This window comes from Roseivirga echinicomitans, assembly GCF_001592935.1.
In the GTDB taxonomy this organism is placed as follows: domain Bacteria; phylum Bacteroidota; class Bacteroidia; order Cytophagales; family Cyclobacteriaceae; genus Roseivirga; species Roseivirga echinicomitans.
In genome coordinates, this window is record NZ_LRDB01000051.1 from 122099 (window position 1) to 141680 (window position 19582).

Below are 19582 nucleotides of genomic sequence, written 5' to 3' on the forward strand. Positions count from 1 at the left end.
TTAGGCAATCGAGAATTGCTTGGGAGATTCAGCTAGCGATATTGTCCAATCATTTCTCCCCAGCCTAGTAATTAGCCTATGAATTCAGACGTTTTAGAGCACAAAACTGCCCCTTCTAAAAAAAAGTTCCAGAAAGTAATTTTTGACAAATTTACGCAAGACGGTTTTCAAAAAGATGTTAACGAAAGAGTAGATCGTTACTTCGAAACAAATAATTTGTCAAAAACCGCTAACAGTGGAATGGTTTTTAAAACCATTTGGATTTTGGCTGGCTGGGCAGCCACTTACGCTTTAGTAATCTCTGGTTTGGTAAGTCCAATTGGTATGTTTCTTTTGGCTTTAGGCCACGGTTTCTTTTCGGCCATGATCGGATTAAACATTGCTCATGATGCTATTCATGGCTCTTACACAAAAAATCAAAAATTGAACGAACGTTTAGGTTTGACATTCAACTTTATGGGTGCCAATGACTATGTGTGGAAAATCAGTCATAACCTAGTGCACCACACTTATACCAATATCCCTGATCATGATGGCGATATAGATCAACCACCAATTTTAAGACTTCAGCCTAACCAAGACTTATGGTGGGTGCATCGTTTTCAACACATTTACGCCTATTTCTTATACAGCTTGGCCACAGTTTCTTGGGTTTTTGTGAAAGATTATAAGAAGTTTTTTCAACATCAGTTGGGGGGGCATTACAGAAAAGACTTTCCAAAGAAGGAAATTTTCAGGCTCTTCTTTTACAAGGCGCTTTATTATTCTGTGTTCTTAGTCATCCCGATTATCGTGATTGACTTGCCTTGGTACTGGATTCTTTTCGGTTTTATTGCAGGCCATTTGTTAGAAGGCTTTACTGTAGCCGTTATTTTTATGCTTGCTCATATCATTGAAGGTACTTCCTTTCCTGAACCAAAAAAGGACGGAAAGATTGGATTGCCTTGGGCAGACTTACAGATGTACACCACTGCTAATTTTGCTATAAAGAACAAGTTGGTGAATTACCTGTTCGGGGGACTGAACTTCCAGATTGAGCATCACTTGTTTCCGAAAATTTGCCACGTACACTATCCTAAAATAGCTGAAATCGTAAAGGAAACAGCTAAAGAGCATGACTTACCTTACATTGAGCATGAAACCTTCTTTGGTGCTGTGGCTTCACATACACGCTTTTTAAAGCAATTTGGTACAACCCCAAAAGGTGTTATGGTACCGAGAGTGGCCAATGCTTAAACGTTAAATAAAGAATTTTGAAAACCCGATAGTCAACTTGACTATCGGGTTTTTTTAGTTTTAAACCAATGGGAGTGGATTCATTGAAAACCCTGCCCTTGTTGGAGTTTTCTCCAACAAGCTGATGAAGGCTGAAAAGTAGCACTTTCTCCAATACGTTTCTGCTTAAACAGGGATAATGAAAAAGTCAAAACCCTTTGGTGGTTTGTGGGTGATAACACCCACAAAGGTGGTGTTGGTTGTTCTCTATTAATGTGGTTTTTGTTTTTAAATCATTCGTCATCGATTCATTGAAAATTGATTTTACCACTCTACATTTGCATCAATTAAAACCTTATTAGCTCATTTTATTGTGGCCGAAGAATTCCCCAAATCGAGTGCAGAAATCATTGATATTTCTGATGTTCCTGAACTGTTTTTTGAAATGCTTCCTGACGACTGGAGGTTAGAATTGGAGTCTAACTGGGAAGAATTTGCGCCAGCGGTTAAGGTATATGGGATTAAGCAGGGTGAAGAGTTGATTGGTGGAGGCCTAGTTTTTTCTGCTCATACCTCAGAAACCGATAATTACCCTCCAATAGCTGAATACTATTTCGATAATGACTTTTTATACATTGGCTACCTTTGGGTAGCAGAAAAGTTTAGAGGAAGAAACCTCGGTGATTTTTGGCTGAACTCAGTTTTCGAAACGTTTCCCAAAAATCCATTTTGGCTCTCTATTGAAGATGCAGGGCTTGCTAAATTCTATATGAAAAACGAATTCACGCTTGAGAGAGAAGTGATCTACTCTGGAGGAAAGGATTGGATTTACGTAAGGAAACCGGCTTCTGAATTGATATAATCTCAAATCACTTCTTATAAGGTAAATAAAAGTAGTACCTCACTCGTGGGTTTGTTTTAGGTCAGGAATGAGATAAATTGGGAGTGTTTAACATGCACTGAATATGACTTCAAAACCGACATGGGCTTTAATTATATCGGTTATCGTACTTTATGTTATTGTCTACTTTACAGCCGATAGAAGTTCTCGGTTTTATCTAAATAATGTACTCCTTAGTGAGGATACTGTTCATGTTCAACTTTATGCGAATGGAGAGATGATTTTGGATGAGAATATTAAACAAAACCTTATTTCACACCGATTTAGCTATTCCTTCAAACAGTATTTGAATAAGGCGAATGGTATTTCTTTGGAGGTTGTGTTACCAGAGTTAAAGCAAAGACAAAAATTCAAATTTAAATCGAAAGAAAGTGATTTTGTGTTTATCACCTTTTCAGATGTTATAGAACCTTACAATGTTGATATGATTGTAGCACAAGGCCTTTCAAGTGAATCTGTAAAAAAGAGTATGATTCCAGGGCTTTGAATCTCACTTATTAATCATATGCTGAGCAGCGCCATAGACATATTCCCAGAAAGCGTCTTTTTCAGGTTCGGGGAAGGTGGCTTTTTCCAAGGCCGCATGCATGTGCTTGAGCCAGTGTGTTGCTTCTTCGGTACCAATTTTCCACTGGAAATGTCTACGCCTGAGCATCGGGTGTCCACGTTCATCGGTATAGGTTTGTCTGCCACCCAGTGCTTGAATAAAGAACAGCTTGAGTCGGTTTTTGGCAGGCAATAGATCTTCTGGATACATCTTTCTGATCAGCTCGTCCTGCTCCAACTCAGCATAGAAATCATCCACCAGTTTAAGAATGTTCTCTTCGCCAATGCGTTCGTACAGCGTTTGACCTTTTTCAGACATTATACTTTTTCAAAAGCTTGCGCGAAATCTTTTAAAAGGTCGTCTGGGTTTTCAATCCCTGTCGAAATCCTGACCATGCTTGGCGTAATACCCACAGCCTCACGATCGGCTAAACTCATATTGGAGCTGCTCATGGTGAATGGATGAGAGGTAAGTGTTTCCGTACTGCCCAAACTCACAGCCAGTTTAGCCAATTTAACGGCATTCAAAAAACGGAAAGCTTCTGCTTCACCACCGACTACATCGAAGGCCAACATGGCGCCACCAGAAGTCATTTGTCTTTTGGCCAATTCATATTGTTTGTGTCCTTCGGCAATGTGACCTACATAATATACCTTGGCCACTTTTGGATGGTCGCGTAAGAAGTCTGCTAATTTTGCCGCATTCGAAGCCTGTTTTTCCATGCGTAGGGAAATTGTTTCTAAGCTTCGGCTGATAAGCCAAGAGGTCCACGGAGAAGCCATACAGCCCAAACCACTACGTACTTTCTTAATTCGTGAAACCAAAGCACTACTTCCAGAAATGGCACCAGCAATCAAATCGCTATGACCGCCAATATATTTTGTAGCCGAATACATAATTAAATCTGCTCCATGATTGATTGGCTTTTGCCAAAGCGGCCCCATATAAGTGTTGTCTACAGCTACAATGGTTTTCTTGTCTTGATTTGAAAAACGTGCTGCAATGCGCACCGTCATTTCGATATCAATTAAAGTATTGGTAGGGTTGGCAGGTGTTTCTACATAAATACAAGCCAGTCGGTTTTTTCTTGGGTGGGCCTCAATCAACTTTATAATTTCCTCTTCCGTCATGTCTGGACTAAAAGCCAGCGACTGGACATCGAATTTGGGAAGGAAGTTTTTGATAAAAGCATCGGTGCCGCCATAAATAGGGAAGGACATCAGCACTAAATCACCCGCTTTACAAATTTCTAAAAGGGAAGTGGTAATGGCGGCCATCCCACTTTCGAAAAAGGCAGATTCTTCCGATTCGTCCAATAAGGAAAGACGCTTTTCAGCCGTGACTAAATTGGGGTGATTCAGTCGGGTGTAGATTAAGCTTTTGCTTAATTCGTCTGCTGCAGCTCCACCATATACTTTTTCGAAATAGGCTTTCCCTTCTTCGGCAGTAGCAAACTCGAAAGTAGAAGTCTGGAATATTGGGTTCTTAATGGAGTTTCTAACCAAAGATGGGTCATGTCCAAAACTCATCATTAAGCTTTCAGGACTAAATTCGTTGGGATTATCGGTCATGCTGTTTTCGGTCTAACTTTTATGGAGGTTCCTTCTTGGCTAATTACTGTTATTTTTTCGCCCTTTTCAACATATTCTCCACGGGTGTAGGCGTCATATATTTCTCCATCAATCTCTATTCGTCCGCTAGGCCTCAATGTGGAGAAAACGGTTCCTTCTTTTCCCATCAAATCAGCGGTGTAAAAAGAAGAAGTATAACCATCGGCTTTGCGCTGTTCGCTCATGAGTGCTACTCTGCTGAACATCTTCGATTCTGTAAGCCGGTAACCCAGCCCAAATATCACCAAGATGGCCCCGAACATGCCTGCGAAAACTACAACGGCTGCGGTGCTCAGTTCACCAGAGGGTACATAGTCAAAGTTGAAGAAGTCGTTATCGAGCATGACAAAAATAAGCGCCATGACTACACAAGAGATGCCTGCTATTCCTGCAACGCCAAAACCTGGAATCACAAAGACTTCAAGTGCAATGAGGATAATTCCGATAAACAGCACGGCAATTTCCCAATTGGCGGCAAGTCCATTGAGGTAATAAGGGGTGAGGTAAAACACCAAAGCTATACCAGCCGCAGCCAGCGGAAAACCAATGCCTGGCGTTTGTAGTTCGAAGTAAATCCCACCTACAATCACCAAGATCAAAATTCCGCTAATGAATGGGTTGAGGAAGAAGGCGATGATTTTTTCAGATTCGGCCAATTCGTAATTGATCAGCTCATAATTCTCAATGTTGTTTTTGGACAGTAAGTCTTTAATGCTGGTGACTTGCATTTCGCAAAAGCCATTTTTGATCGCTTCAGAAGTGGTAAACGTAATTGTTTTTCCTGCTTCAGTAACGCCTTCAATTTCGATACGGTCGTCTACCATGCCTTCAGCAATAGTAGGGTCACGATTGGTTTGTTCGGCTGTAGAACGCATAATCGATCGCATGTAAGATTGGTATTTGTCTGGCGCTTGGCTTCCGTCTTCACCAAGGACCACGGTAGCGGCACCAATATTGGCACCTGGCACCATGTAGATGCTGTCGCAGGCAATTGAAATTAGCGCACCAGCTGAGGCTGCATCGTTATTGATGAACACCCAAACTGGTTTTTCGTATTCTAAAATTCGGGTGCGAATATCATTGGCATCGTTGACCGCACCACCATAGGTATCCATGTCGATGATAATGATATCGGCATTTTCTTCCGTGGCTTGGTCTAGGGCTAAGTCCACATAGCGGTTCATCCGCGGATCAATATCATTACGGATTTCCATCACGAAAATCCTTTTTTTGGTGGGGTCTTGGAATGGATTCCATTTTGCAAAAAGCCCTGCGCAAAATAAAATGGCGAGGCAAACCAACCCTATTCTTCGTACAAATTTCAACATCGCTTTGATAGGCCTATGAATCGGCTATTTTTGTGTCAAAATACAAAGAAACGCATTGCCAAAGCAACTTCACTTACAGTTTTCGGAAGTATTCCCTACAGATATTTGGGAAACCGCCCTTTCCAACGATCGGTTGCTGATTAGTAACCGAAATGGAGAAGCCATGGAAGCGACTTTTTCGCTTTTTCATTTGGGCAGTCAGCAGTTTGAATGGAAGGCCTTGGGTTTTGATGAAAACTGGTGGGTAACGGTCTATGCTTTTATAGGCGATATCATCATTTTTCAGATTTTCAATGACTCCCAAAACATAGAAGAACGATCCGTTTTTGGTTTTGATGCCAACACCCAAGAGGCAGTTTGGTCGGTGGATAATATTAATGTGCGAGGCCTAAACGGTTTTGCGCTTTCGCTCAAAACGAATGAGGAAGAAGCTGAAGTTTTCTCCATTGATATTCGAACGGGGAATGAAATATTAAGTGAGGAAGAAGATTTTTCGGTCAAATCTATGTCGGGAAGCCTAATTCTTCCGTTCCATTACACTGGGGACAGTGATCACTTTACCACGGTTGTTCGTTTTTTAAAGGAATTTGTTGAAGTTGATTTGGTTGGCGCTTGCGATTATCTTGAATACGAAGGGCTTATTTTTATTTCGGCACACGAAAAGCTGGAACAGAATTTGACTAACAAGCTTTATGTTTTTAATGCAAATGGCGAACTTGTTTTGAAGGAAGTTTTAGCGCAACATGCTAAAGGACTAGCCTCAGATACTTTTTATATCGTTAATGAACAGCTTATATTTGTCAAAGAAAAGCGCGAGGTCAAATGCTATTTAATCAAGGATTTATGAGAAAGTTTTTGTTGAGTTTGTTGGTGTTAGTGTTGGCGGCAACGTCAGGCTTCGGTCAAGCAGACTCGCTAGGAATTAAAAAAGAAGGTGAAAAATACTTTGTAATCCATAAGGTGGCTTCTGGTCAAACACTTTACTCTTTGGCGCGCAGGTATGGAACTACGGTAACGGAAATAAAGGTAAAGAATGCCGAATTGGTGAATGACCTACAAGTGGGGCAAATCATCAATATCCCTTACGGAAAACCAATGGGCCAACCTGAAATACCAACAAAGACAACGCCTCAAACCAGTAAAAATCATACAGTTGCTGCTGGTGAAACACTCTTTTCTATTTCACAGAAATTCAATGTTGATGTTAATGAGCTAAAGAAATTAAATAATCTTACTTCCAATTCACTGTCCGTTGGGCAAACACTAAAAATCTCTGTTGGAACAACCAAAACTGAAACGGTAACAAAACCAATAACTACTCCTATTGAAAAGTCCATTGAGAAACCAAAAGCCGCGGACTCAATCAAAGAGGTGACCAATTCAATGAATTCGGAGGCAGAGGAAATCGCTGAAGAGTCGTACAATGGAAGTCCTTTTAATGAGATCATTGAAGAAGGCCAAGCGGAGCTTATTATTGAAGACGAGTCATCCACCAAATTTTTGGCTTTGCATAAAACAGCCAAAGTGGGCACTGTAATCAAAGTAAAAAACCGCATGAACAACCTTACTGTTTATGTGCGTGTGGTGGGTGAAATCCCAGATACGGCAGACAATAAAAACATTTTGATTAAACTCAATAAAAGGGCCTACGATCAATTAAAGGCTTTGGACAATCGTTTCCTTGTCGAATTGAGTTATTTTCAATAGCCCATGATAAAGATTTACGCCAAAACGATATTTATCTTTTTGGCTTTTCTTATGCTGAAAAGTCCTGCTTTTGCTTTTCAAATTCCATCCAACGATACCCGTCAAAGTGCTTTTCAAATTCCTTTAGGGCCTAATGGTAACTTCTTTTCTAAGGAAGACCAGTTTAGCATCAGTGGTGCTTCTGGAGATGGAACTTACTACAGTCAATGGGGTAGCAGGGCCAGTAGAAGCGTCTGGTTCAAATTTAAAGCTCCCGCTTCCGATAAAATTATCATTACTGTTGAAGGACAAGAGTCCTACATCCAACTGGCCTTGGTCACTTTAAAGGGTGAAGAATTGGCGAGTTCTGCCTTTGGTTACCCCGTTAAATCAGAGCAATTGATGTACTCTGGTCTCAGAGAAGGCGAAGAATATTTCATTGTGGTGGACAATCCAATTGAAGGAAAAGCCATGGGCCAATTCGCTTTAAATTTTCAGAATTACCTACTGACTATGTGCACCCAACCTTATGTGTTGGCATTGGACAAAGATGGGAAAGGCACGATTGAAATTGATGATCTATTGAACGCAGACTGCTATTGGCCTTGCGCTGGCGTAGAATGCTCCCGTGAGCTGAATAAATCAACATTCGACTGCGATGACTTGGGTGAGAACTATGTAACTATTAAAGGAGTTGGCGCAAATGGAACAGTTTATTATGGAACCACTTTGGTGAAAGTGATCGATAATATTCCTCCAACGATTGCCGCACGAAATATTCGAGCGAATATCACAGACGGAAATTCTGTAAAAGTGGACCCAAAGAATGTAATTCTTTGGCGTTGCGGAGTGATTGGTTCTATTCCAAGTCCTGACCCCGTTCCTGGAGCAGGACAATCCCTTTTCTTTCAAGAAACGCCTTGCGCTAAGGATAATTGCGGAATTGTGCTTTATGAATTGAGCAAAACTACCTTTACTTGTGCCGATCTTGGGGAGAACGAAGTGACCGCTAGGGTAGTGGATAAAAGCGGCAACGAGGCGACTACAAAAGTGATGATTACCATTTATGATTTGACAGCTCCAGTGGCGAGAGCTATAAATGCTACGGTTTATTTGGGAGCAGATGGTTTGGCAAAGGCAGATGCAGACCTAATGGACGGTGGTTCTACTGCTGGCTGTGATGGCTATGAAACATCGCTTAATAAATCTGTTTTTGATTACAATGACTTAGGCGAAAACGAAGTGAGTTTTATTATCAAAGATGACCGTGATAATTTGGCTTCGGTAAAAGTGAAAGTAACCGTGAGAGATACGATAAGCCCAGTCGTTGTAAGCCAACCAAGCACAATGTATTTGGATAAAAACGGACGCTTAGAGGTTCGGGAAGCAAAGCAACTAGTGAAATTATGTGATGATGCAGCTGTTATGGTTAGAGAACAGACTGGTGGTTTTGAACCAGACGGAAGTAAAGAGGATGAGTTTTTTGAGAAACTCTCAAAACAGGAAGGTTGCACGAAGGATAACGCCCAAATTTCTGAGTTTTGGATTGAGCCAAGGGAATTCACTTCTGCCAATTTGGGCGAAAATGAAGTAGATTTTTTTGTATCGGATATGTCCGGAAATTCGACTTCTGCCAAAGCTAAACTGACGATTCTTCCTTTTAATGTTTCTTGCAAAAATGAACTTTGGGCTATTAAATCAGGAGAATGGAATGATCCCAATATTTGGTCGGACAAGGAAAATGGAGAAGTGATAGGTGTAGTGCCCTGCGAAACGACAACGGTTAACATTAAGGGTCGAAAAGTGGATTTCATTACCGAAGAAGAAATTACCGTGAAAACCGTAAACCTTTTGGAAGGAAACAGCCCAACAGAATTATATATTCAAGTGGGCAGTTTGAAGCTGAAAGAAGCCATGAGCCAAAAAGGAAACGTGACCTTGAAGCAAAGCCAAATAGGGAAATTGGAAGTGATAAAGAAGTAGATTTAGCCGACCATATTTATAGCCACTTGATTTCCGATAAACTAAAAGACTTCCTAGACGCTAAAGTAGAGCAGTTCAATCAGCCCAATTTTATTGAGAACGATCCGATTGTTATACCTCACCAATTTTCGAAAAAGGAAGATATAGAAATCGCTGGCTTTTGGGCTTCTATATTGGCGTGGGGTCAGCGTGTTACTATCATCAATAAATGCAATGAGTTGTTCGGCTTGATGGATAACGCTCCGCATGATTTTATAATGAATCATAAGGAGTCTGATTTAAAGCGTTTACTGAATTTTAAACACCGCACGTTCAACACCACCGACACCCTTTACTTTATCGCTTTCTTTAAGGATTTCTACACGCAGCATGATTCGCTGGAGCAAGCTTTTATGGCAGGAATGAAGTCCGGAGATACTGATATGGCCAACAGCCTGATTCAGTTTCATCATTCTTTTTTTGCTTTGCCCGATGCTCCTGAACGTACCAGAAAACACATAGCCACGCCCGCCAGAAAATCGGCTTGTAAAAGGCTGAATATGTTCTTAAGGTGGATGGTCAGGCAAGATGACAAAGGTGTCGATTTTGGGATATGGAAGAATATTTCACCAAGCCAACTAGTATGCCCCTGCGATGTCCATGTGGATCGAATTGCCAGAAAACTAGGGCTAATCACTAGAAAGCAAACCGATTGGCGAACTGCCATTGAGCTTACTGAAAATCTTAAATTACTAGACTCCCACGATCCTGTGAAATATGATTTTGCACTTTTTGGTTTGGGAGTCATTGAAGGTTTTGAGCATGAGGTGATGTCGTTTTAGCCACATGTATTCTAGATGTTCGTACTGAACCGCTGTGTATAATTAAGTTTTTAGTTTAAATTAACGACTAATGTATGGCCTTAAGCAACTTCTTCCTTTATGTATAGTAGTTTTTGGATTCCTTTCCATCACATCTTGCTCTAAGTCGAATAATTCTTTACGAGTGTTAGATACGTTGGTGATAGGGCCACAAGAAGTGATCAAGTCGTGGGATTTAGATTTTGAAAAAAACGATGTTCAATTTTACCCCTTAGCAAATGACAAGGATTTGCTTATTGGCAATGTTCAATACATGGATTTTTTGGGTTCAAATGTTGTGTTGTTTGATAACAAAATTCATCAAATTCTGATCTTCAATTCGTCTTATGAGCTTATAAAAAGAATAGAGTCAAAAGGTGAGGGACCAGGTGAGTTCAAGTTTTTAGAATGCTTTTTTGTCGATAAAGAGAGGGGTGAAATAGTCATATTCGATTCACGGCTCTTCAAGTTTTTGACCTATACTGCTCAAGGAGAATTCGTCAAAGAAAAAAAGGTAGAGTATTTTGCCCGAGACCTATTTAAGGTGGGTGATAAATGGTTAATCAACAATGCATGGAGTGATGATAAATCCAACCCTTACCAAATATTTGTCGCAGACGATAACTTTGAAATCTTAAATAAGCTTAAGCCGCAGGACAAGAGCATTGTTTCAACCATTGCTAACCCAGCACCTTTTATAAAGACAGACTCCAATGATGTCATTTTTTACGAGCCGCTTTCCGATACGGTATATCAGTTAAGCTCTTCTTTGGATAAACTTACCCCCTTCCTTCTTTTCGATTTTCAAGGTTTGGAGTACACGAAAGATATGCTGTATTCTAGCCGCATTAGAGAATTTATTGACAAGGTAGGGCGCGGCAAATACAAAGGTTGGGTAAGAGGTTTGTTGATTAACAATGATGATAAGCTTTTTCAGTTTTTCGAGACAAACGGATCGAAGAGGTTGGAAAACGTGATGGCATTGTATCAAGAAGAGCAACTAAAACTATTTTCTCAATTTACCATTGGTGGAGGCTTAAAGGTGTTTTATCCCAAATTGATAAAAGACGGTAGATACTTTAGTGTGCTGTCTTCTGAAATGATAGAAAACTTTAGAGAAGAGAATTTAGAATGGGGAAATCTTTCATTTGAGGTTTCTGAACTGCTAAAAAACGCGAAGAATAGCGGCTATACATACCTTGTGTCATTCAAACTGTGACTGTTAGAGATCGTCTTTAACTGAAAATTTTAGCGTTTTTAACTTTCCTTTTAAATCCTTATTGCTCCCTAATTTTAGGATACCGCAATTAATATTTGCTATTTTTGCACCATGTCTGAAGAAGCTGTGAACAAAGAAAATCAGGGGACGCAAAGACAGAAATACAGCGAGAAAGAAGCCGCTCGTGTTTTTGATCAGGAATTCATGCCACATGTTAATTCCATGTACAATTTTGCGTATCGACTTACATTTGATGAGGATGATGCTAAAGACCTAGTACAAGATACTTATTTGAAGGCCTTTAGGTTTATCAACTCATTCGAGCAAGGAACTAATGCCAAAGCGTGGTTGTTCCGCATTTTGAAAAACAGCTTTATTAACGAGTTCCGTAAAAAGAGCAAGCAGCCCGCTAAGGTGGACTATAATGAAGTTGAGTCATACTACAATTCTGACGATATAGATGAAAGCATCACAACCGATCTAAGGGTTGAAACTGTTCAGCACATGATTGGTGATGAAATCACACTGGCGATGAACGGCATTCCAGTAGATTTTAGGACAGTGATTATTCTAAGTGATTTAGAAGGCTTTACTTACGAGGAGATGTCTAAGATTTTGGACATTCCGATTGGTACCGTTCGATCTAGATTACATCGAGCAAGAAATATGCTGAAGGAAAAACTTTCTTCATACGCAAAGGAAATGGGATATAACAAATAAAATGAAAACCATGAGTGAGTTCTCAGACTGGTTCAAAAGTAGTTTCAAGGAATGTTATTGCGACAGGGGCAATTTGGTGGATGAAAAGAGATTTTCAGAAATTATTCAGTTAGTCCTAGATAACGAAGCAGACGAAGAGTCACGCGCCATCTTTGAAGAGAAAATTAGAACCTGTGTTAAATCGAACGGTAATTACGAGCGTGAAAAATGTGTGCAAGAAAGCATAAAGCAAAAGCTTTGTGAGCACAAGCAAGAAATACCTGAAGACCTGGCCAATACCATAAAAAAGAGCATCGGTCTGTAACATGGGTAAAGGAAAAGCATTCATTTTTACCGCACCTTCTGGGTCGGGCAAAACTACCATTGTCAAGCACCTGCTTGCTAACAATCCAAAACTGGGTTTCTCAATATCTGCCAGCACACGTGATAAAAGAGGTCGTTCCGAAGAAAACGGAAAGGACTATTACTTTCTGAGCAAAGAGGAATTTCGTCAGAAAATAGAAGATAATGCCTTTGTGGAATGGGAAGAAGTGTATACAGGAAATTACTATGGTACTTTAAAATCAGAAGTAGAACGCATTTGGGCCGATGGCCGTCATGTTGTTTTTGATGTTGAAGTGAAAGGAGCCCTGAAACTTAAAGAGTATTTTGGCGACAATGCCCTGGCCGTATTTGTTAAAGTCCCTTCTATGGAAGAACTTAAAAAACGATTAACAGGCAGAGGTACTGAATCTGCCGAAAGTCTTTCACAACGATTTTATCGTGCAGAATTTGAAATGACATTTGAAAACAAATTTGATGTTACTTTAGTCAATGAAGACCTAGAGGAATCTTTTGCAAACGCAGAGGTTTTGGTTTCAGACTTTTTAAACAAATAAGATTTTGCGCATCGGTCTCTTTTTTGGTTCATTCAATCCTATTCATATCGGTCACTTGGTAATTGCCGATGTCATGGCCGATCAGACCGATTTAGGTCAGGTGTGGTTTGTGGTAAGCCCGCAAAACCCTTTCAAAAGCTCCAAAACTTTGCTCCACGAATTCGACCGACTGAAAATGGTGGAGTTGGCCGTTGCCGATAATTTTAAATTCAGGGCTTCCGATGTCGAATTTCATATGCCCAAACCCAGCTATACTGCAGATACACTGGCCTATTTGTCAGATAAGCATCCGGAACATGAATTTGTGCTCATTATTGGTGAAGACAACTTGGTGCATTTTCACAAATGGAAAAACTACGAAGCTATTTTAGATAATTATGGACTTTATGTTTATCCGCGTCCGCAAGTAGACCGCTCCAGAATTAAAGTGGTTCATAAGAACATTAAATATGTGGAGTCGCCAATGCTGGATATTTCTGCCACATTTATTCGCGATGCCATTCGCAATGAACATTCAGTTCAATACCTTCTTCCAGAAAACGTAGCTGATTATATTCGTTTCAAAAAATTTTACCAATAGATCTTTCGAAAATAGGGTCTGAGTAAATTTTTTTTCAAACCCAGACGCCCAATTTGTTGTTCTTCACGTCTATTAACTAAGTTGATAATGTACTAAAGCAAAAGAGGTACTTTATTTGCTGGTCAACACAAAACTCAAACCATGTTAAAACAACAATTTTTTGTAGCATTACTGCTGCTATTCTCGCTCCCCTCAATGGCGCAAGGCATTAAGGGAACCATTAAAGACGACAAAGGTGAAGCGCTTCCTTTTGCCTCCATTTATGTGAAAGAAGTTGGTTCAGGTACATCATCCAACCTCGATGGTTTCTACGAATATCGACTCAAGCCAGGGGATTATCAAGTCACCTATCAGTTTATGGGCTATGCCACCGTAATCAAGAACATCAAGGTCGGTGCTGGTTTCGAAACGGTGAGTATTGTTATGAACCCACAGGTCATCAACTTGGCATCGGTAACGGTAGAGGCCAAAGCCGAAGATCCTTCTTACACGATTATGCGTAAGGCCATCGCCAAAGCGGAATATCACTTATTACAGAACGACAGCTATTCGGCCGAGGTCTATATGAAAGGAACAGGCCAAATCACTAAAGTGCCTTGGCTACTGAGAAAAACTTTTGAAAAGGAAGGAATTGATACCTCTCAGGTATTCACTTCAGAATCGGTGAGTGAGATTTACTTCGAAAGGCCGAATACCTTTAAAGAGAAGGTGATATCGGTAAGAACTACGGGGCAAGAAAGCGATAACGCCAACCCAAATGCTTATATCAACAGCAGCTTTTACCTTCCAGATGTGGTGAATGCAGTTTCTCCATTAAGTCCTCGTGCTTTTTCATATTACAAATTCAAATATGAAGGAAGCTTTAGAGAACGTGGTTATGAAATCAATAAGATTAGAGTAACGCCACGGTCTAAAGGAGATGATTTATTCGAGGGGGTGATTTACATCAGAGAAGACTTCTGGAACATTCATTCCCTAGATTTAACCACCAGCTTAATGGGCTTCCAAATTAGAATTGAGCAGATATTCGCGCCCATAAAAGGTGAAATTTGGATGCCAGTTACACAGAAGTTTGAATTCTCGGGTTCAATTTTTGGTTTGGCAGGCAGTTATAATTACCTGGCTTCGGTGAGTGACTATACCGTAACCGAAAATGAAGATTTAGATCCTTCGGTAATTCTTATCGATGAGAAAATTCAGGCCGCTCCAGAAGAAATTCAGGCCATCAAGTCGGGCAATGTGGAAGAAGGAGTCAATCAGGTATTTAAAGAAGACCAAGAAGTTTCGCGCAAGCAATTCAAGAAACTGATGAAGGAATATGATAAGGAAGAGCGCAAAGAAGCTGGAGAGGTGGATGTAGTTTCTGATTACTACTTCAATATTGACTCGTTGGCCACTAAAAAAGATTCGTTGTACTGGGTAAGTAGAAGACCAGTTCCCTTGACCAAAAAGGAAGTGGTGGGTTATCAGCGCGAAGACAGCACCTATTTTGCAGATAAAGCCAAGGCAGAAGCAGACACTTTACGCTTGAAAAATGGAGCGAAATTCAAAGCGAAGGATATTTTGTTCGGCAGTTATTACAAGCTGGGTGACCGATTGAGGTTTAATTTTGCAGGTTTTGTGCCAAGACTTCGTTTCAACACAGTTGAGGGATTCAACTTAGATTTTACAGGTACATTTTCTTGGCGACAGGACACTACAACCAATTTAAGAATTTCACCTTTTATACGCTATGGTTTTTCTGGAGAACAGCTTTATGGTAAAGTGGAGAGTGTTTTTGGAATAGGAAAGAATCAACAGCGTGGTACTTTTAGGGTGCAAGGTGGAAATTACATTGAGCAGTTTAACCCCACCAGTATTGATGACTTGAGCAATTCACTCTATAGCCTTTTGGCCGAAAAAAACTTTGCCAAATTCTATGAGAAAACTTATGCGAACGTCAGTTTTGCCAAACGTTTCCGCTACCGTTATACGGTTGGCGCCAAACTAGAATGGGCGAGCAGAAGCGAACTGTTCAATACCACCGATTTCAGCATTTTTGATATTGAGAACAGGGAATACAAAACCAACCAACCCATCAACAATGAAACCGTTGTTGGCGGTTTTGAAGACAGCAAAGCGTTGATCTCTAGCTTTTCCTTTACTGTAAAACCTTGGTTGAAATTCAGGAAATACAATGGTCGATTGATCCCACTAGATAATTCATCCCCTTCTTTCAGACTGTCTTATAAAAAAGCATTTAATGATGTTTTGGGAAGCGAAACACAATTCGATCAGTTAGAATTTGGTTTAAAAACTACCTTCGATTTAGGTGTAAGGGCGAAGATTGATGTCGAAGGAGAAGCAGGTAAATTCTTCAACACTTCCCAAATGCTCTTTACTGATTTTAAGCATTTTCAGGGCAACCGACTTCCTTTTACACCAATGAGTGTAACGGGTGGGTTTAGAATGCTCGACTATTATAAGTACAGCACTTCAGACGACTATGCTTCGGTATTCACCCACATCAGGTTTAGAAAATTCCTGTTTACCCAGTTGCCAATGCTCAGATTGAGTGGTTTGAAAGAAAACTTGTTTGTGAATTACTTGGCCACACCTACTTCTGATAATTACACCGAACTGGGCTATACCATTGATAATATTTTCAGGGTCTTGAGGGTTGAGTTCGTTCAATCGTTTCAGGGTTGGAAGGCCAAAGACTTTGGCGTACGCATAGGAGTGGCGGCAATCATCGGGAATAGTAATGATTAATTGGGCGCAAAGGGCATTATCTGTGTAAAAAACCTTTTTCTAACCCACTAAACTTTGTAGTTTCGGCACCATAAGAAAAAATCATGAAAGGACTATTAATAGCGTTAATGTTGACTGTAGGAGTAGGATCGGCTTTTGCACAGTATCAGGAAAATGTACACTACTCTGTGGTGTCTGAAAAGGCAACCGCAACTCCAAACGTAACCGAGTATTTCTCTATGTATTGCGGTACTTGCTATCAGTTTGAGTCATTAATGCCACAAATTAAAGCTTCTTTAAAGCCAGGGACGAAATTCGAAAAATCTCATGTAGATTATATCCCACACGATAACCCTGTAATGCAAGCTGCAATTGTGCAGGCATTTGTGGTTATGGAGAAACTGGGAGAGAAGGGCGTTGAAATTAGAGCGTATTTCTTCGACCAAATTCATGTCAAAGGCAGAGCTGTTGACAGCATGGATGTGATTAAAAAGATGTTCGAAGAGAATGGACTGACCAAGGCAGAGGTTGACAAGCATTTTGCTGACAAAACTTTGCAAGACAAAGCCAAAGTAATGGCCAAAGCTTATCTAAGCAAGAAGGTAACTAGCGTACCTGCTTTTGTGATCAATGGAAAATATTCCATAGATATTGGCAGTGTGAAAAGCATCGAAGAATTGACAGGCTTAATAAATTTCCTTGTTGAGAAAAAATAATTAGTGAGCCATTAAGGTTTACTTGGTAATATTAGAATCGGGTCTCTTTTGAAAAAAGGAGACCCGATCTTATTTACAGTCCACTAACAAAGTAAAAGTTAGCACTGGCCTACTCCTTCTTTTTCGAAAAGGGGGTTAGGGGGGGGCTCGTCCTGAAATAGGTTGATAGGTTTAATATTTAATCCTCTATACCTCCTTCATCAAGAGGGAGTAGTTGGATCATTTCTTTTTTTAGGGTTCCTTCTGCTCAGCATCCACCCACAAAAATATGCTTGCAGATTTCCCTAGCATGTTCCATCTTTCTTCAAACCTTACAACCATGAAGAAAACCTTTTTTCTATTATTCATTTCAATCCTTTACTCCTGTCAGCCCAAGGCTACCGATGAGGTAAGTCAGTGGGAAGCACAGGCAGAGAATGTCCAGATCATTCGTGATGATTTTGGTGTGCCGCACATTTACGGAAAAACCGATGCTGATGCAGTTTTTGGCCTACTTTACGCCCAATGCGAAGATGATTTTGCACGTGTGGAACGCAACTACGTGTGGGCGACAGGGCGCTTGGCCGAAATGGAAGGCGAAGACGCTTTGTACAGCGACTTACGCGCTAGACTATACATGACAGTAGAAGAGGCCAAAGCGGCCTATGACGCCTCTCCAAAATGGCTTCAGGAGCTTTGTGATGCTTATGCAGACGGAATCAATTATTACTTACATACCCACCCAGAAGTACAGCCTAAAGTGCTTACGCGTTTTGAACCTTGGTTCCCGATGTTCTTTAGCGAAGGCTCCATTGGTGGCGATATCGAAAGTATTTCTACCCGCAGGGTGAAGTCTTTTTACGAAAACGATCAATCTTTAGCGCTTACCGAATTTGGTGATGGCCTGACCCATCCTGATCCTTATGAAGAACCAAAAGGATCGAACGGTTTTGCGATTGCTGGAGAACATACCGCCTCTGGTGATGCTATGTTATTGATCAACCCGCACACTTCTTTTTACTTCCGCCCAGAAGTACATGTGGTGAGCGAAGAAGGCTTGAATGCTTATGGAGCCGTGACTTGGGGGCAGTTTTTTGTGTACCAAGGTTTCAACGATAAAATGGGTTGGATGCACACTTCTACTGCCGTTGATTTTATTGATGAATTTGTGGAAGAAGTTTCTGAAGTAGATGGAAAATTCAAGTACAAGTACGGTGAAGAAATGCTTGATGTCAAGGTTTCGGAAGTGACTTTGAAATACAAGGACGGTAACGAAATGAAGGAAAGAACTTTCCCGATGTATCATACCAATCACGGGCCAGTGACGCATAAGTTAAACGACAAATGGGTGGTGACGAAAATCAATTGGGACCCTGTGAATGCACTTACCCAGAGTTACACCCGTACCAAATTAAATACCCATGATGAGTTCAGAGAAATGATGGACATCAGGACCAACTCATCCAACAATACGGTCTATGCCGATGCCGATGGAAACATCGCTTATTACCATGGCAACTTCATTCCAAAAAGAGACACTCAGTTCGATTACTCTAAACCAGTGGATGGAAGCAATCCTGCTACGGACTGGCAAGGAAGCCATACCGTAGACGAGAGTATTACCATTTTAAACCCTGCCAATGGCTGGATTCAGAACTGTAATTCTACACCATTTACTGCTGCCATGGAGTTCAGTCCGAAACCGGAAGATTACCCGGTGTACATGGCGCCAGACCAAGAGAATTTTAGAGGGGTGCACGCGGTGAAAGTGCTGAAAGAAGCGAAAGACCTCACCTTAGACGGCTTAATCGAATTGGCTTACGATCCTTACTTACCTGCTTTCGAGAAACTGATTCCAGGTGTGGTGGAGGCCTATGATAAAAGCAGCAAAAAGAATACGGATTTAAAGCCAGCGATTGATGCGCTACGTGGTTGGGACATGAAAACTTCGAAGGAATCTGTGGCCATGTCTATCGCTTATTATTATGGTTCGCTTTACAGCAGAATGGGCAAAAACCCAAAACGCTTAAGCGGAAACGAACGCGTGGATTATTACGGAACGGGTTCTCCTTACAGCGAGAGATTAGAAATCTTTGAAGCCTCTATAAAAGAGTTGGAAGCCGATTTCGGAACATGGAATACGCCTTGGGGCGAAATCAATAGGTTCCAGCGTTTGAATGGCGACATCGATTTACAATATGACGACAGTAAAGAAAGCATTGCCGTAGGCATGGCTTCCGCCCGATGGGGCGCATTGGCCTCTTTTGGAGCGAGCAAAAAGCCTGGCACCAACCGTATTTATGGTTCTTCGGGCAATAGCTTTGTGGCTGTAGTAGAGTTTGGCGACAAAGTAAAAGCCAAGAGCATGTTGGCAGGTGGTCAAAGTGGTGATCCAGCATCTCCACATTTCTACGACCAAGCCCAGCGCTATGCCGATGCCCAGTTTAAAGATGTAGCCTATTACAAAGAAGATGTAGAAGCCCGCGCAGCAGAAACCTACAAGCCAGGCAAAAGAAAATAGATTTGAATTTAGATCGATGAGATGAAAAGGAGCTGGAGAAATTCAGCTCTTTTTTTGTTGGTGGCTTTAGTGCCATTTCGCCCTTGTTGGAGTTTTTCCAACAAGCTGATGCAGCTTAAAATGGCATCTT

18 protein-coding genes are annotated in these 19582 nt (G+C 40.9%); 15 read left to right on the forward strand and 3 right to left on the reverse strand.

Features of this window, described 5'->3' with window-relative positions:
- Positions 1 to 78 precede the first annotated feature (78 nt).
- From AWN68_RS17770 to AWN68_RS17780, 3 genes are all read left to right on the forward strand, one after another.
- Positions 79 to 1236, forward strand: a complete 1158-nt coding sequence (locus AWN68_RS17770; protein WP_068418871.1) for a fatty acid desaturase family protein — start codon at positions 79 to 81, stop codon at positions 1234 to 1236.
- A gap of 352 nt (positions 1237 to 1588) precedes the next feature.
- Positions 1589 to 2077 carry a GNAT family N-acetyltransferase gene (locus AWN68_RS17775; protein ID WP_068418874.1) on the forward strand — a complete coding sequence of 163 codons (489 nt, stop codon included), beginning with the start codon at positions 1589 to 1591 and terminating at the stop codon, positions 2075 to 2077.
- Between the two features lie 103 nt (positions 2078 to 2180).
- Positions 2181 to 2603, forward strand: coding sequence for a hypothetical protein (locus AWN68_RS17780; RefSeq protein WP_068418877.1), 423 nt, complete (start codon positions 2181 to 2183; stop codon positions 2601 to 2603).
- A gap of 3 nt (positions 2604 to 2606) precedes the next feature.
- Here the strand turns inward: AWN68_RS17780 and AWN68_RS17785 are convergent, their stop codons facing one another.
- Genes AWN68_RS17785 through AWN68_RS17795 form a run of 3 tightly spaced genes read right to left on the reverse strand, consistent with a single transcriptional unit; the run spans position 2607 to position 5601 of the window.
- Positions 2607 to 2981 carry a globin domain-containing protein gene (locus AWN68_RS17785; RefSeq protein ID WP_068418879.1) on the reverse strand — a complete coding sequence of 125 codons (375 nt, stop codon included), beginning with the start codon at positions 2979 to 2981 and terminating at the stop codon, positions 2607 to 2609.
- Complete coding sequence (locus AWN68_RS17790; RefSeq protein WP_068418882.1) at positions 2981 to 4234, reverse strand: aminotransferase class I/II-fold pyridoxal phosphate-dependent enzyme; 1254 nt, start codon at positions 4232 to 4234, stop codon at positions 2981 to 2983. The genes AWN68_RS17785 and AWN68_RS17790 overlap by 1 nt, the downstream gene beginning before the upstream one ends.
- A complete protein-coding gene (locus tag AWN68_RS17795; RefSeq protein ID WP_089082133.1) occupies positions 4231 to 5601 on the reverse strand; it encodes an NfeD family protein in 1371 nt (456 codons plus the stop codon). The genes AWN68_RS17790 and AWN68_RS17795 overlap by 4 nt, the downstream gene beginning before the upstream one ends.
- 55 nt (positions 5602 to 5656) lie before the next feature.
- On the opposite strand from AWN68_RS17795, the gene AWN68_RS17800 reads away from it, so the two are divergent.
- The 12 genes from AWN68_RS17800 (at position 5657) to AWN68_RS17855 (ending at position 19452) form a co-directional block, all read left to right on the forward strand.
- Complete coding sequence (locus tag AWN68_RS17800) at positions 5657 to 6448, forward strand: DUF4905 domain-containing protein (RefSeq protein WP_068418885.1); 792 nt, start codon at positions 5657 to 5659, stop codon at positions 6446 to 6448.
- Complete coding sequence (locus AWN68_RS17805) at positions 6445 to 7308, forward strand: muramidase family protein (protein ID WP_172796084.1); 864 nt, start codon at positions 6445 to 6447, stop codon at positions 7306 to 7308. The genes AWN68_RS17800 and AWN68_RS17805 overlap by 4 nt, the downstream gene beginning before the upstream one ends.
- 3 nt (positions 7309 to 7311) lie before the next feature.
- Positions 7312 to 9270 (forward strand): hypothetical protein, encoded by a 1959-nt coding sequence (locus tag AWN68_RS17810; protein WP_068418890.1) that lies wholly within the window; start codon positions 7312 to 7314, stop codon positions 9268 to 9270.
- Between the two features lie 26 nt (positions 9271 to 9296).
- Positions 9297 to 10091, forward strand: a complete 795-nt coding sequence (locus AWN68_RS17815; RefSeq protein ID WP_394330281.1) for a TIGR02757 family protein — start codon at positions 9297 to 9299, stop codon at positions 10089 to 10091.
- Positions 10092 to 10254: 163 nt separating this feature from the next.
- Positions 10255 to 11328 (forward strand): 6-bladed beta-propeller, encoded by a 1074-nt coding sequence (locus AWN68_RS17820; protein ID WP_221405744.1) that lies wholly within the window; start codon positions 10255 to 10257, stop codon positions 11326 to 11328.
- A 111-nt stretch (positions 11329 to 11439) separates the two neighbouring features.
- The gene (locus tag AWN68_RS17825) at positions 11440 to 12048 is read left to right on the forward strand and encodes a sigma-70 family RNA polymerase sigma factor (RefSeq protein ID WP_068418895.1); all 609 of its coding nucleotides are present in this window, start codon (positions 11440 to 11442) and stop codon (positions 12046 to 12048) included.
- A 10-nt stretch (positions 12049 to 12058) separates the two neighbouring features.
- Positions 12059 to 12352, forward strand: a complete 294-nt coding sequence (locus AWN68_RS17830) for a hypothetical protein (RefSeq protein WP_157716326.1) — start codon at positions 12059 to 12061, stop codon at positions 12350 to 12352.
- A gap of 1 nt (position 12353) precedes the next feature.
- On the forward strand, positions 12354 to 12926 hold the full coding sequence (gene gmk, locus AWN68_RS17835; protein ID WP_068418900.1) for a guanylate kinase: 573 nt from the start codon (positions 12354 to 12356) through the stop codon (positions 12924 to 12926).
- Between the two features lie 4 nt (positions 12927 to 12930).
- Positions 12931 to 13506 (forward strand): nicotinate (nicotinamide) nucleotide adenylyltransferase, encoded by a 576-nt coding sequence (gene nadD / locus AWN68_RS17840; protein WP_068418902.1) that lies wholly within the window; start codon positions 12931 to 12933, stop codon positions 13504 to 13506.
- A 141-nt stretch (positions 13507 to 13647) separates the two neighbouring features.
- Complete coding sequence (locus tag AWN68_RS17845; protein ID WP_084362927.1) at positions 13648 to 16257, forward strand: DUF5686 and carboxypeptidase regulatory-like domain-containing protein; 2610 nt, start codon at positions 13648 to 13650, stop codon at positions 16255 to 16257.
- Between the two features lie 83 nt (positions 16258 to 16340).
- On the forward strand, positions 16341 to 16952 hold the full coding sequence (locus AWN68_RS17850) for a thiol:disulfide interchange protein DsbA/DsbL (RefSeq protein WP_068418910.1): 612 nt from the start codon (positions 16341 to 16343) through the stop codon (positions 16950 to 16952).
- Positions 16953 to 17271: 319 nt separating this feature from the next.
- A complete protein-coding gene (locus tag AWN68_RS17855; RefSeq protein WP_068419142.1) occupies positions 17272 to 19452 on the forward strand; it encodes an acylase in 2181 nt (726 codons plus the stop codon).
- Positions 19453 to 19582 lie beyond the last annotated feature (130 nt).

Coding starts and splice junctions, on each gene's coding strand:
- AWN68_RS17825 (WP_068418895.1), top strand. CDS start 11,440: ATGTCTGAAGAAGCTGTGAACAAAGAAAATCAGGGGACGCAAAGACAG.
- AWN68_RS17790 (WP_068418882.1), bottom strand. CDS start 4,234: ATGACCGATAATCCCAACGAATTTAGTCCTGAAAGCTTAATGATGAGT.
- AWN68_RS17780 (WP_068418877.1), top strand. CDS start 2,181: ATGACTTCAAAACCGACATGGGCTTTAATTATATCGGTTATCGTACTT.
- AWN68_RS17845 (WP_084362927.1), top strand. CDS start 13,648: ATGTTAAAACAACAATTTTTTGTAGCATTACTGCTGCTATTCTCGCTC.
- AWN68_RS17810 (WP_068418890.1), top strand. CDS start 7,312: ATGATAAAGATTTACGCCAAAACGATATTTATCTTTTTGGCTTTTCTT.
- AWN68_RS17770 (WP_068418871.1), top strand. CDS start 79: ATGAATTCAGACGTTTTAGAGCACAAAACTGCCCCTTCTAAAAAAAAG.
- AWN68_RS17785 (WP_068418879.1), bottom strand. CDS start 2,981: ATGTCTGAAAAAGGTCAAACGCTGTACGAACGCATTGGCGAAGAGAAC.
- AWN68_RS17850 (WP_068418910.1), top strand. CDS start 16,341: ATGAAAGGACTATTAATAGCGTTAATGTTGACTGTAGGAGTAGGATCG.
- AWN68_RS17830 (WP_157716326.1), top strand. CDS start 12,059: ATGAGTGAGTTCTCAGACTGGTTCAAAAGTAGTTTCAAGGAATGTTAT.
- gmk (WP_068418900.1), top strand. CDS start 12,354: ATGGGTAAAGGAAAAGCATTCATTTTTACCGCACCTTCTGGGTCGGGC.
- AWN68_RS17795 (WP_089082133.1), bottom strand. CDS start 5,601: ATGTTGAAATTTGTACGAAGAATAGGGTTGGTTTGCCTCGCCATTTTA.
- AWN68_RS17855 (WP_068419142.1), top strand. CDS start 17,272: ATGAAGAAAACCTTTTTTCTATTATTCATTTCAATCCTTTACTCCTGT.
- AWN68_RS17805 (WP_172796084.1), top strand. CDS start 6,445: ATGAGAAAGTTTTTGTTGAGTTTGTTGGTGTTAGTGTTGGCGGCAACG.